Raw genomic sequence first — 11,905 nt, 5'->3', positions numbered from 1 at the left:
GATTCTGAACATGACCCCGACCGTCCCCGCTGCCCGGCCGCCGCTCGCGCGTCCGCGCGACTGCGTGTTCGGCGGTGTGAGCCAGGCGCTCGCCGAGCACCTCGGGTGGCCGGTCGCTGCCGTGCGGTGGATCTTCGTCGGGACGACGTTCCTGGCCGGCGCGGGCGTCCTCTTCTACCTCTGGCTGTGGGCGCTCGTCCCCCTGCGCGCGGCGGAAGGGGACGAGGCCGTCCAGCGGGTGCACCGCCGCGTCAACATCCCCTGGTTCTTCGGGATGGCCGGTGCGGCGTCCGGTGTCGTGTCGATCGTCCTGGTGTCGACCGGTGCTCTGGGCTCGGCCATCGGCCTCCTCTTCCTCTCGATCGTCCTGGTCGTCGCCGCCGTGGCCTGGGACCAGCTCGTGGAGGACGACAGCCTCCTCCCCACGCCGTTGTCGGCCACCGCGTTCCGCACGGCCGCCGGCGCGTTCCTGGTCGTGGTTGCGCTCGTGCTGAGCGTGCTCCAGAACGGGCGCAGCTCAGGACCGTTGTGGCTCGGGATCATCGCCGCGACCTTCGCCGGGGCGGCCGTGCTGGTCGCGCCATGGGCCCTGCGCCTGTGGCGGGAGCTGATCTCGGAGCGCACCGCGCGCATCAAGGAGGAGCAGCGCGCCGAGATGGCGGCGCACCTGCACGACTCCGTGCTGCAGACCCTCGCGCTCATCCAGAACCGCGCCGGGGCCTCGAGCGAGGTCGGCCGCATCGCCCGGGCCCAGGAGCGTGAGCTGCGCGACTGGCTGTACGCCGACGCCGCGCACGCGGCCGAGAGGGACGCGGCCGACCTGGCCGGGGAGCTGCGAGAGGTCGCCGCGGCGCTCGAGGTCGACCACGCCGTCCACTTCGATATCGTCTCGGTCGGCGAGCCGGTGCGGAACGCTCCTGCCGAGCTCGGTGCCGCCTCCCGCGAAGCCATGCTGAACGCCGCGCGCCATGCCGGAGGCGAGGTCTCCGTGTACATCGAGAACGGCGCCGGCTCCGCCGACGTCTTCGTGCGAGACCGAGGGGCGGGATTCGACGTCGACGCGCTGCCCGACGGACGCCTGGGCGTGCGGGAGTCCATCATCGGCCGGATGCGCCGCGCCGGCGGCACGGCCACCGTCACCTCCCGGCCCGCCGGCACCGAGGTCCACCTGAGCATCGAGTTCGCGAACGAGGCACCATGACAGACCACACCGAAACCGCCCCTGGCAACGGGGAAACCGATCCGCGGCGCATCACCGTCGTGATCGTCGACGACCACTCCATCTTCCGCTCCGGCCTGCGTGCCGATCTCGACGACCGTCTCGACGTGCTCGCCGAAGCCGCGGACGTGGACGCCGCCGTCGAGGCGATCGTGCGGACACGGCCGGCCGTCGTGCTGCTCGACGTGCACCTGCCGGGCGGCGCGGGAGGCGGTGGCGCCGAGGTCGTGCGACGCACGGTCTCCGAATGCCCGCACACCCGCTTCCTCGCGCTGAGCGTCTCGGACGCCGCCGAGGACGTCGTCGGTGTCATCCGGGCCGGTGCCCGCGGCTACCTCACCAAGGGCAGCTCCGGCGGCCAGGTGAGCGATGCCGTGGTGGCGGTGGCCGGAGGCGACGCGGTGTTCTCGCCGAAGCTCGCGGGCTTCGTACTCGACGCCTTCGGAGCGGCTGCGGGCGAGCAGGCGGAGACCACGGACGAACTGGACCGGCTCTCGGCCCGCGAACGTGAGGTGATGCGGCTGATCGCCCGCGGCTACGCGTACAAGGAGGTCGCGGCCGAGCTCTTCATCTCCATCAAGACGGTGGAGACCCACGTCTCCGCGGTACTCCGCAAACTCCAGCTCTCGTCCCGGCACGAGCTGACGGCGTGGGCTCTGGAGCGCAAGCTGCTGTAGTCCGCCGGCCTCAGCACTCGACGACGTTGACCGCGAGGCCGCCGAGGGACGTCTCCTTGTACTTCATCGACATGTCCTCCCCGGTCTGCCGCATGGTCTCGACCACGGTGTCGAACGAGACCGCGTGGCTCCCGTCACCCCGCAGCGCGAGCCGGGCCGCCGCGACCGCTGTCGACGCCGCGATGGCGTTGCGCTCGATGCACGGGATCTGCACCAGCCCGGCGACGGGGTCGCAGGTCAGGCCCAAGTGGTGCTCGACCGCGATCTCGGCGGCGTTCTCCACCTGCCGGGGCGAACCGCCCAGGACGGCGGTGAGGCCGGCGGCGGCCATCGCGCAGGCCGAGCCCACCTCCGCCTGACAGCCTCCCGCCGCACCGGAGATGGAGGCGTTGGCCTTGATGATCGAGCCGATCGCCGTGGCAGTGAGGAGGAAGTCGCGCGTGCCTGCGGCGGTCGCCGTGCCAGCGGCGAGGACAGCGGACCAGTAGCGCAGGACGGCGGGCACGATGCCGGCGGCGCCGTTCGTGGGCGCCGTCACCACGCGTCCGCCGGCCGCATTCTCCTCGTTCACCGCGAGGGCGAAGACGCCCAGCCACTCGGAGGGGTCCGTGTGCGGCCGGCTCTCGAGCTGCGCCCGGATCGAGGACGCGCGTCGCCGCACGTTCAGCCCGCCCGGCAGGACACCGTTGTGGCTCAGGCCGGCATCAATGCACGCGTCCATGGCCGCGGCGATCGCATCGAGACCAGCATCCACCTCCTCCGCCTGGCGGAGCGACAGCTCATTGCGACGCGCGAGCTGCGCGATGGAGGCGCTCGTGCGCTCGCAGTGGTCGAGCAGGGCCGTCGCGTCGCCGAACGGCACCGGGTATCGCTCGGGACGGCCGGCGGGCTCCTCGTCCTGTGCCGCCGCTTCGTCGTCCCGGACGATGAATCCGCCGCCCACCGAGTAGTACGTCTCGGCGAGCAGTTGCTCTCCGGAGGGCGCGAACGCCCGCAGAGTGAGCGTGTTCGGCTGCCCGGGCACGCGCACATGGGGTCGGAGCCGGATATCGTCCCGCCGGAAAGGCACGGTCGCCCGGTCTCCGATGGAGAGGGTCGCGCCGTCCGTCCAGTCCGTCCAGATCCCTCGCACGAGCGACGGGTCCACAGTCTCGGGATCGTGGCCGAGGAGGCCGGCGACCACCGCATCCGGCGTGCCGTGGCCGAGGCCCGTCGCGCCGAGCGAGCCGAAGAGATCGCACTCGATCCTGGCCACGCGATCAGGAGCGCCCGACGCGACCAGCGTCGCGGAGAACCGTCTCGCGGCGCGCATGGGGCCGACGGTGTGCGAACTCGACGGGCCGATGCCGACGGAGAAGAGGTCGAAGGCCGAGACGTAGGCGGAGCGATCCACGTGCTACGCGCTCTCGCCGCTGATCGCGGGCAGGGGAGCGGGACGAGCCGCCCGCGGGAGCGCCAAGGAGAGGAACGCGCCGATCGCGGCGAGCACCGCACCGATCAGGAACGCGACGCGGAGACCGGCGAGGTCCGGGACGCCGCCGACCGCGCCCGAAGCGAGAATCGCCGCGACGCTCTGGGTCGCCAGGGCGGAGCCGAGGGCGCGGGCGATCGTCACCAGGGCCGTCGAGACGCCGACCTCGTGCTCGCCGGCTCCGCCCGCCGCGGAGGCGAAGACTGCGGTGGAAGCGGAAGAGGCGCCGATCCCGGCGAAGAGGAGGGCGACCACGATGGCGATGGGCTGCGTCGACACGGCGGCGACGAGGGCGCCGGCGGCGAGCACGCCCATCCCGACCACCCCGACGACGGTCGTGCCGACCCGTCGCGCGATCACGCCGGCGAGGGGCGAGGCGATCACCGCGATCCCGAAAGCGGCGGCCAGGAAGAAGCCGGTCTCGGTCGCGCTCGCGCCCAGTCCGTAACCTGTTGCCGGCGACTGGGCGATCTGCTGCGGCACGAGGTACACGACGACGCCGTACGCGGCCCCGATGAAGAGCCCGACGGTGACGGCGCCCCCGACCGCGCGTGTCCGGAGGGTGCGCACATCGATCATCGGCTGCGCGACCGTGCGCTCCACGGCGATCCAGGAGGCGACCGCACCGACCGCGACGATCAGCAGCACGAGTGGCACCGGGGCGAACGGGCCGGCCGCAGCGAGGCTGCCGAGCCATCCGACGGTGGCGACCAGCGCGACCGCCAACAGGAGGGACCCCGCCCAATCGATCCGGGTCGGAGCACCGCGCTCGGCGACGGCGAGAGACGGGCGGGCGGCGAAGAACGCGATCGCGCCCGCGATCACGATCGCGACCGGGGCCGCGAACAGCACCGCTCGCGACAAGTTCTCGACGATCGGCCCGGCGACGAGGACTCCCAGGCCCGCTCCCGCGACCGTCATCGCGACGATGACGCCTGACGCCACCTTGAGGCTCCCGCTGTCGAAGATCGCGGCGATGACGACGAAGCTCACCGGGAGGATGCCGAGGCCGAAGCCCTGGAGCACCTGGCCGACGACGAAGAGGCCGAAGACGGGGGCGAACGCGCTGACCAGACCGCCGGCGATCACGAGGCAGACGAGTACGGCGAGGGTCCGCTTCGCGCCGAAGACGTCGGCGAACCGGCCGGCGAGCGGTGTGACGATGACGGTCGTGACGGTCGGAGCCACGGTCGCGAGCGCGCCCGTCGCGGCGTCGACGCCGAACTCTTTCTGCAGGTGCGGGAGGGCGGGGAGCAGGAAGCTCTCCAACGCGGCGACGGCAACGACGACGAGCGCGAGGCCGGTCAGTGTCAGCGCCCTCCGGCCCGCCGGGCGGGGGGACGGGTGGAGTGGTGCGGATTCGTGGGACACGGGACTCCTTCGGGTGGGTTCGCTCGTCAGCTGCGAGCGGTTCGGGGGACGGAGCGGCGGAGCGGGGGGATGTGGTCGCTCCAGGGCAGCAGCCGCTCCAGCTGGGCGGCGACCGCGAGGAGGAGGTCGTCACGGCCCCAGCGGGCGGTGAGCGAGACTCCGAGCGGAAGCCGGGAGGCACTCCAGCCGAGCGGCAGGCTGATGGCGGGGAAGCCGGTCGCGTTGGCGAGCACGGTGTTGCCCGTGAACAGCGTCATCGCCTCCAGCTCGCCGGCCGGGTCGGTGTCGTCGCGCAGCTCACCGACACGGGTGGGCGGCCGGGTCATCGTGGGGCTCACGACGATGTCGGCGTCGGCGAATCGCTCCGCCCATCGGCCGGCGGCCGACTGCGTGCCGAGGATTGCGGCGGCGAGTTCGCCGGCGGTCGTCGTGGAGGCGCGATGACGCAGGTGCCGGACGATCGGCCGCAGCTGGTGCTCGCGCTCGACGGGGACCGGTTTGGCGCCGGCGAGCGCGCTGAACATCGTGGTGAAGTCGCGCACGAAGATGGTGTCCGTCGGTTGCGTCCGGGTCTCGATGTGATGGCCGGCGGCGGCCAGCGCTACGCCGACGTCCGCGCAGGCGGCAGCCAGCTCGGGAGCGACCTCGCCGCCCGACACGGACCCCTCGGCGACCACGACGCGCAGCGGACCCACGGTCTCGTCGCAGGCGAGGAGGAACCCGCGCCGCCGTGCCGGGTGAATGGTGCCGGCGGGAGCTGCCGCCGCCATCGCGTCGAGCAGGGCGGCGGTGTCGCGGACGGACCGGGCGATGGGGCCCTTGGTCGTCAGCCCGATTCCGTCGGTGGCGGTGGATCCACCCGTGAGCAGCCCGCGGCTGGGCTTCATGCCGATGACGCCGCAGGCGCTCGCGGGGGAACGCAGCGATCCGGCGGTGTCGCTGCCCTGGGCCACCGGGACGAGGCGCGCGCCGACGGCGGCCGCGGCGCCTCCGCTGGAGCCGGCGGCCGAGCGCTCGAGGTCGTAGGGGCTGCGCGCGGGAGGGGCGACATCGGGTTCCGTGTAGCAGGCGGCCCCGAGTTCCGGGACGGTCGTCTTGCCGATGCTCACGAGACCTGCGTCGCGCAGAACGGTGACGATGGTCTCGTCGGCGTCGGGGATCCAGTCGGCGAAGGCGGCCGAACCGAGGGTCGTGCGCACGCCCGCCGTCGCTTCCAGATCCTTGATCGCCGTGGGGACGCCGAGGAGGGGATGGACGTCCTGCTCGCCGTCGTCGATCCGGCGCTGGGCCTCAGCGGCTTCCGCCAGCGCCCGTTCCGGGTTCAGCGTGGTGAAGGCGCCGACGACGTCCTCCCGTGCCGCGCGGTCGAGTGCCGCCGCGACGACCTCGACCACGCCGAGAGAACGGTCGGCGTAAGCCGCGCGCAGCTCGAGCGCCGTCGGCTCGTCGACGGAGGAGGGTGCGTTCGGTGCCATGGGTTTGCCTTTTCGTTACGCGTATCGTTATTGTGTCGGAATGGTACAGCATCCATCCCGCCCCGTGCGAAGCGGTCGTCCCCGGGCCGTCGATCCCGAGCAGGTGGTCGCGGCAGCGGTTCAGCTCGCCGACGACGAGGGGCTGGACGCGGTCACGCTCCGCGCGCTCGGCGACCGCCTCGGTGTCTCGGCCATGGCCGTGCATCGCACGAGTGGCGGTATCGACGCCTTGAGGCGGACGCTCGTCGGGCGTCTGGTCGGCGAGGCGACCGCGACCGTGCGGTGGGGTGAGGACTGGGAGGACGTCGTCCGGACCTTCGCCCGGAGCCTTCGCACCCTCCTGCTCCGCCACCCCCTCGTGCTGGAGGCCCATCGGCAGGCCCCGCTCGAGGCGCCCGGCGCCGACGCGGTCGCGCATCGCGTGGTCGAGGCGCTCGCGGCCGCGGGCCTCTCGGCCGAGGATGCAGCGTATGGCTACGCGACGGTGCACGATTTCGTGACCGGCCACGTGGCCATCCGACTCGGCCGTGGTGAGCTCGAGCTCGAGCGGCTGAGTTCCGAGCGTCGCATCGCGTCGGTCTTCGCCGACCACCATGATTACGACCAGCGTTTCGAGACCGGCCTCGACATCGTGCTCGGCGGCCTCCGGGCGCGGGCGGATGCCGACCGTGAGGCCCGTCGTGGCTGACCGGGCGACCGCGATTCCGCTGACCAGGCGGATGACCGATACGGCGGGGAGGACCATCGCTTGGTGCGAACTCGGCGACCCCGCCGGCCGCCCCGCACTCGTGGCGCACGGCTCCCCGGGTAGTCGCTACCAGCTCCTCCCGCTGCACGCGTCGGCGCGGGCGGCAGGGATCCGGCTCATCGCTCCCGACCGTCCCGGGTTCGGCCTCACCGACCCCAGTGAGGACCGCGCATTCCATTCCTGGGATGACGACGCGATCGCACTGCTCGACCACCTCGGCCTCGACAGTGTCCCCGTGGTCGGCTTCTCCGGCGGCGCCGGGTACGCGCTCGGACTGGCCGCCGCGCATCCCGACCGGGTGGAGAAACTGGTGCTCGCGTGCGGCATGATCCCGGGGGCTCCCGCGGGTGAGCTCCGGGCCCGCCTTCCCCTGATCACGCTGCTCTACCGCGCCTGCCGGTACGTTCCCTGGGTCGCCACTGCGATGCTGGAGGGCCGCGGTCCCTTCCGGTCGACCCGCGCCGCCAACGTCGACAGCTGGCCGGCGGGCGATCGCCGGGTGATGACCGACCCCGCCTCCCAGGCGCTGACCGCTCCGGACGGCGCCGAGGGGATGCGGCAGGGTGCGCGCGCGGCAGTGACCGACCTCGCCCGCTACTATCGCGCGCTCCCCGAACCCCTCGAAGCGATCTCCGTGCCCACCGTGCAACTCCACGGCGACGCGGATGTGAACGTTCCGATCGCGGTCGCCCGCTGGGCGCGCGATCGGCTCCCCGCCTCGCGGCTGGTCGAGATCCCCGACGGCGGACACTACTTCCTGGTGGAGAATCCCGCTCCGCTCCTCGACGCCCTCGCCGGCTGACAGCGACGGGATCCGCCATCATCGCCCGGCCGCTGGGGCGGCGGCGAGCACGGCACGCACCCGACGCGCGAGACCCGGGTCGCCGAGGTCGTCCGGCCCGAGCTCGACGATCGTCCAGCCGTCGGCCTGCAGGTCCAGGCGCCGGCGGAGGTCGCGACGGTACTGCTCCTGCTCGCGGTGATGGTCGCCCTGGTATTCGAGGATCACCCGGCGCTCCGGGAACACGAGGTCTCCGCGGTAGTTCTTGCCGGTGGTCGTCCGGATGGCGAGGTTCGACTCGAAACCCAGCACGCCTCCGGTCACGAGCCGGAAGCGGAGGCGGGATTCCTGCGGTGACTCCGCCCGGGGATCCAGGAGGTCGAATGCCTGGAGCAGCTCCGGCCGGCCGCGCCGCGACGCACAGCGGCTCAGCGCATCGCGCAGCGCACGGAGGCGATCGCGACCGGTGGAGCGACGCGCGACCGCATCGCCCGCGACCACCAGGTCCTCGACGCTGAACATCCCGGCGAGTTCGCACCAGGCGCGCGGGAGGGAGCTCAGCTGCAGACCGTTCTTGACGATCACATCTCCGAACGAGACCCGGACCGAGTGCCCGTGGATGCCCGGCCGCCGCGGGGCGCGAGCCGGCGCGGGCACCGACACATGCAGGCCCGACGGGAGGCGGGGGAGAGGGATGCCGTGGAGCGCCGCCGCGGTCGGCCCCGAGAAGAACGCTCCGGGCGGCGCGACCGGAAGGTAGGCGCGGCACCAGTCGTCGAGCCGGCGGAGGGGTGTCGTCGTCACCACCCCGCGGAACGGGTGATGGACGGTCGGCCCGCGCAGCCGCTTCTCGGTGGAACCGAGGGCTCGCGCCTCCCGCACGGCAAGAGGGCGGCGTTCGAGCTGGACGGGGTGCGCGCTGTTCATGCGCACCACTCTTCCGCGCCGCAGCCCGTCCGACGCGGTTGTCCACAGGCGAGGGAGGCGCGGATCGGGTGAGACGTCACAAGACGCCCTCCAAGGCGGTGAGCGGTCACGGAAAAGGGCGGGTCGTGACTGTTCAACCCAGCCCGGACGCGCGCTTTTGCGCAGGTGGTGCAGCGTCCCGTACACTGGACGCGGTGGTTGAATCTGCCAAGCTTTTCTGCGCCTTTTTTCGGTTGTGGCGACGGCAGATGTGCCGAGCTGCGATCAGGCATTCGGAGCACATTCGGATGCGTGATCGGCTAGCCTTGACCGAGGCTAGGTTTGTCTCAGGACGTGCGGAGCGCTTCGCGGGTTCGTCTTCCCTAGGGCGGTAGCTCAATTGGCAGAGCAGCGGTCTCCAAAACCGCAGGTTGCAGGTTCGATTCCTGTCCGCCCTGCAAGTCGACATTCCGATGTCGGCCCACGAAAGGTGTAACGAGGTGGCCCGAAAAGTTATCGACGAGCCGAGTGAGGACATCGTCGCCAACGCGAAGAAGGATCGCGCTGCGAAGCGCAACCCCTTCGCGCGCATCGCGCTGTTCATCCGCCAGGTCATCGGCGAGCTCAAGAAGGTCGTCACGCCGACCCGCAAGGAACTCCTGAGCTACACGGGCGTCGTGCTCGTCTTCGTGGTGATCATGATGGCGCTCGTGTCCCTCCTCGACTGGCTGTTCAGCCTGGGCGTCGTCTGGGTCTTCGGCAACCCCACCTAGAGCGGACGACTCCCGCTCGAGTGGAAAGCTCGGCCGGACCACCGGCCACCCCGACAGAAATGGAATGAATTCAGTGTCTGAGACGAATCGCGACGACGTGGACTGGGCCACCGCAGCCGAGCAGTCCTCCGAGGACGACGAGGCGCAGACCGGCAACGTGCTCGAGCACGACGAGGACTCGTCGGACGCCGCCGAGCACGAAGCGCTGCACGTCGTGGCCGAGGACGGCACCCAGATCGATCTGGACGCCGTGCTGGACGCGATGGCGGAGGCCGTCGACCCCGAGGCCGATCACGCCGTCGACGAGGCCCTCGAGGTCCACGACGACGAGGAGGCCGAGGCCGCCCAGGAAGCCGTCGAGGACGAAGAAGAGGTCGCCACCGACCCCTACGAGGAGTTCCGCACCGAGCTCCGCGGCAAGATCGGCAAGTGGTACGTCATCCACTCGTACGCCGGCTTCGAGCGCCGGGTGAAGTCCAACATCGAGAACCGCATGGTCTCGCTGAACATGGAGGACTACATCTACGAGGTCCAGGTCCCGATGGAGGACGTGGTCGAGATCAAGAACGGCCAGCGCAAGATGGTCAACCGCGTGCGCATCCCGGGCTACGTGCTCGTGCGCATGGACCTCAACGAGGACAGCTGGTCGGTCGTCCGCCACACGCCGGGCGTCACCGGCTTCGTCGGCAACGCGCACAACCCGACGCCGCTGCGCTTCGAAGAGGCGTTCTCGATGCTGAAGAGCCTCGTCCAGATCGAGGCCGCACCGGTCAAGGGCGCCGCCAAGGGCCAGAAGGCCACCGCCCGGGTCATCCCGGCCGAGGTGGACTTCGAGATCGGCGAGACCATCACGATCAAGGAAGGCTCGTTCGCGGGCCTGCCCGGATCGATCAGCGAGATCAAGCCGGAGAGCGGCAAGCTCACCGTGCTGGTGTCGCTCTTCGAGCGCGAGACGCCGGTCGAGCTCAGCTTCGACCAGGTCACGAAGCTCTGACCCCCTAGTTTTCAGATCACCGGGTCTCGGAAGGGCCGAGAAACCGGGAGAGCGGCACGGAGAGATCCAACGCCGCTCGAATACACAAAGAAGGAAGAGACATGGCACCGAAGAAGAAGGTCACCGGTCTGATCAAGCTTCAGATCAACGCCGGCGCTGCCAACCCGGCCCCGCCGATCGGCCCGGCCCTGGGTCAGCACGGCGTGAACATCATGGAGTTCTGCAAGGCGTACAACGCTGCGACCGAGTCGCAGCGCGGCAACGTCATCCCGGTCGAGATCACCGTCTACGAGGACCGTTCGTTCACGTTCGTCCTGAAGACCCCGCCGGCTGCGGAGCTCATCAAGAAGGCGGCCGGCGTCGCCAAGGGCTCGGGTGTCCCGCACACCAACAAGGTCGGCAAGCTGACCCAGGAGCAGGTCCGCGGCATCGCCGAGCAGAAGATGGTCGACCTCAACGCGAACGACATCGACGCCGCGTCGAAGATCATCGCCGGCACCGCCCGTTCGATGGGCATCACCGTCGAGGCGTAAGCCCCGACCGCCCTCACACACCCTCCGCCGAAAGGCATCACAGTGGCAGAGCCGGCCAGGCTCGCACCACATTCTCGTTAGGAGAAAACTCATGGCACAGAAGTCCAAGGCCTACCGGGCCGCCGCCGAGAAGATCGAAGACGGCAAGTTCTACACCCCGACCGAGGCTGTCGCCCTCGCGAAGGAGACCGGTTCCGCGAAGTTCAACTCGACCGTCGAGGTCGCGCTGAAGCTCGGTGTGGACCCGCGCAAGGCGGACCAGATGGTCCGCGGTACCGTCATCCTTCCTCACGGCACCGGTAAGACCGCGCGCGTCATCGTCTTCGCGACCGGCCCTGCGGCCGAGGCGGCCATCGCGGCCGGCGCGGACGAGGTCGGCGGCTCCGAGCTGATCGAGAAGGTCGCCGGCGGGTGGACCGACTTCGACTCGGCCGTCTCCACCCCGGAGCTCATGGGCCAGGTCGGCCGTCTCGGTAAGGTGCTCGGCCCGCGCGGCCTCATGCCCAACCCGAAGACCGGCACGGTCACCCCGGACGTGGCGAAGGCCGTCTCCGACATCAAGGGCGGAAAGATCGAGTTCCGCGTCGACAAGCACTCCAACGTCCACTTCGTGGTCGGCAAGGCGGGCTTCACGCAGGAGCAGCTCGACGACAACATCAAGACCGCGCTCGAGGAGATCGTGCGTCTGAAGCCGTCGGCCGCCAAGGGCCGTTACATCCAGAAGGGCGCCGTGTCGACCACGTTCGGCCCGGGCATCCCGCTGGACGTCAACGCGATCTGATCGTCACGCAGACACTCGAAGGGGTCGGGACCGGCAGCAGCCGGTGCCGGCCCCTTCGGCGTTGCTGAAGCCCTCCCCACGATTCTGAGAGAACGTACACACTCGTCATGGATCGCGACAGACCCGTCTACCCCCTCTTGTGTGGCAGAACGACGCGGGTTTACGCTCGCTCTGGC

General features: G+C 70.8%; 12 protein-coding genes and 1 tRNA gene. 9 read left to right on the top strand and 4 right to left on the bottom strand.

Annotated elements, in window-relative coordinates:
• Positions 1–10 precede the first annotated feature (10 nt).
• The gene (locus tag HNR14_RS04535; protein ID WP_179700062.1) at positions 11–1,201 is read left to right on the top strand and encodes an ATP-binding protein; all 1,191 of its coding nucleotides are present in this window, start codon (positions 11–13) and stop codon (positions 1,199–1,201) included.
• A complete protein-coding gene (locus HNR14_RS04530; protein ID WP_179700061.1) occupies positions 1,198–1,896 on the top strand; it encodes a LuxR C-terminal-related transcriptional regulator in 699 nt (232 codons plus the stop codon). Before HNR14_RS04535 ends, HNR14_RS04530 begins: the two co-directional genes overlap by 4 nt.
• 10 nt (positions 1,897–1,906) lie before the next feature.
• Here HNR14_RS04530 and HNR14_RS04525 read toward each other — a convergent pair whose 3' ends face one another.
• The 3 genes from HNR14_RS04525 to HNR14_RS04515 are packed head-to-tail and all read right to left on the bottom strand — an operon-like array spanning position 1,907 to position 6,213.
• Positions 1,907–3,289, bottom strand: a complete 1,383-nt coding sequence (locus HNR14_RS04525; RefSeq protein WP_179700060.1) for an L-serine ammonia-lyase — start codon at positions 3,287–3,289, stop codon at positions 1,907–1,909.
• Between the two features lie 3 nt (positions 3,290–3,292).
• Positions 3,293–4,738: an MFS transporter gene (locus tag HNR14_RS04520; protein ID WP_179700059.1), complete on the bottom strand. Its 1,446-nt coding sequence runs from the start codon at positions 4,736–4,738 to the stop codon at positions 3,293–3,295.
• A 26-nt stretch (positions 4,739–4,764) separates the two neighbouring features.
• The gene (locus HNR14_RS04515) at positions 4,765–6,213 is read right to left on the bottom strand and encodes an amidase (RefSeq protein ID WP_179700058.1); all 1,449 of its coding nucleotides are present in this window, start codon (positions 6,211–6,213) and stop codon (positions 4,765–4,767) included.
• Between the two features lie 40 nt (positions 6,214–6,253).
• On the opposite strand from HNR14_RS04515, the gene HNR14_RS04510 reads away from it, so the two are divergent.
• Positions 6,254–6,901, top strand: a complete 648-nt coding sequence (locus tag HNR14_RS04510) for a TetR/AcrR family transcriptional regulator (RefSeq protein ID WP_179700057.1) — start codon at positions 6,254–6,256, stop codon at positions 6,899–6,901.
• A gap of 31 nt (positions 6,902–6,932) precedes the next feature.
• The gene (locus tag HNR14_RS04505) at positions 6,933–7,763 is read left to right on the top strand and encodes an alpha/beta fold hydrolase (RefSeq protein WP_179700056.1); all 831 of its coding nucleotides are present in this window, start codon (positions 6,933–6,935) and stop codon (positions 7,761–7,763) included.
• 18 nt (positions 7,764–7,781) lie between these two features.
• On the opposite strand, the gene HNR14_RS04500 is transcribed toward HNR14_RS04505, so the two are convergent.
• Positions 7,782–8,669 carry a hypothetical protein gene (locus HNR14_RS04500; RefSeq protein WP_179700055.1) on the bottom strand — a complete coding sequence of 296 codons (888 nt, stop codon included), beginning with the start codon at positions 8,667–8,669 and terminating at the stop codon, positions 7,782–7,784.
• Between the two features lie 364 nt (positions 8,670–9,033).
• Between HNR14_RS04500 and HNR14_RS04495 the strand changes: the two genes are divergently transcribed.
• The 5 genes from HNR14_RS04495 to rplA all read left to right on the top strand — a co-directional run bounded on the left by HNR14_RS04495 (position 9,034) and on the right by rplA (position 11,729).
• A tRNA-Trp gene (locus HNR14_RS04495) sits at positions 9,034–9,106 on the top strand.
• A gap of 42 nt (positions 9,107–9,148) precedes the next feature.
• The gene (gene secE / locus HNR14_RS04490; RefSeq protein WP_039923027.1) at positions 9,149–9,421 is read left to right on the top strand and encodes a preprotein translocase subunit SecE; all 273 of its coding nucleotides are present in this window, start codon (positions 9,149–9,151) and stop codon (positions 9,419–9,421) included.
• Between the two features lie 73 nt (positions 9,422–9,494).
• A complete protein-coding gene (gene nusG, locus HNR14_RS04485; RefSeq protein ID WP_039923029.1) occupies positions 9,495–10,415 on the top strand; it encodes a transcription termination/antitermination protein NusG in 921 nt (306 codons plus the stop codon).
• Positions 10,416–10,516: 101 nt separating this feature from the next.
• A complete protein-coding gene (gene rplK, locus HNR14_RS04480; RefSeq protein WP_021764077.1) occupies positions 10,517–10,948 on the top strand; it encodes a 50S ribosomal protein L11 in 432 nt (143 codons plus the stop codon).
• Between the two features lie 91 nt (positions 10,949–11,039).
• Positions 11,040–11,729, top strand: a complete 690-nt coding sequence (gene rplA, locus HNR14_RS04475) for a 50S ribosomal protein L1 (protein WP_021764078.1) — start codon at positions 11,040–11,042, stop codon at positions 11,727–11,729.
• The last annotated feature ends 176 nt before the right edge of the window (positions 11,730–11,905 follow it).

Source organism: Leifsonia naganoensis (assembly GCF_013410615.1).
Taxonomy (GTDB): Bacteria; Actinomycetota; Actinomycetes; order Actinomycetales; family Microbacteriaceae; genus Leifsonia; species Leifsonia aquatica.
This window is presented reverse-complemented; position numbering and strand designations above follow the sequence as displayed.

Bases quoted from the DNA above. Each gene is read 5' to 3' on its own strand.
- HNR14_RS04535 (WP_179700062.1), top strand. From the start codon at position 11: ATGACCCCGACCGTCCCCGCTGCCCGGCCGCCGCTCGCGCGTCCGCGC.
- HNR14_RS04530 (WP_179700061.1), top strand. From the start codon at position 1,198: ATGACAGACCACACCGAAACCGCCCCTGGCAACGGGGAAACCGATCCG.
- HNR14_RS04515 (WP_179700058.1), bottom strand. From the start codon at position 6,213: ATGGCACCGAACGCACCCTCCTCCGTCGACGAGCCGACGGCGCTCGAG.
- HNR14_RS04510 (WP_179700057.1), top strand. From the start codon at position 6,254: ATGGTACAGCATCCATCCCGCCCCGTGCGAAGCGGTCGTCCCCGGGCC.
- HNR14_RS04505 (WP_179700056.1), top strand. From the start codon at position 6,933: ATGACCGATACGGCGGGGAGGACCATCGCTTGGTGCGAACTCGGCGAC.
- HNR14_RS04500 (WP_179700055.1), bottom strand. From the start codon at position 8,669: ATGAACAGCGCGCACCCCGTCCAGCTCGAACGCCGCCCTCTTGCCGTG.
- rplK (WP_021764077.1), top strand. From the start codon at position 10,517: ATGGCACCGAAGAAGAAGGTCACCGGTCTGATCAAGCTTCAGATCAAC.
- rplA (WP_021764078.1), top strand. From the start codon at position 11,040: ATGGCACAGAAGTCCAAGGCCTACCGGGCCGCCGCCGAGAAGATCGAA.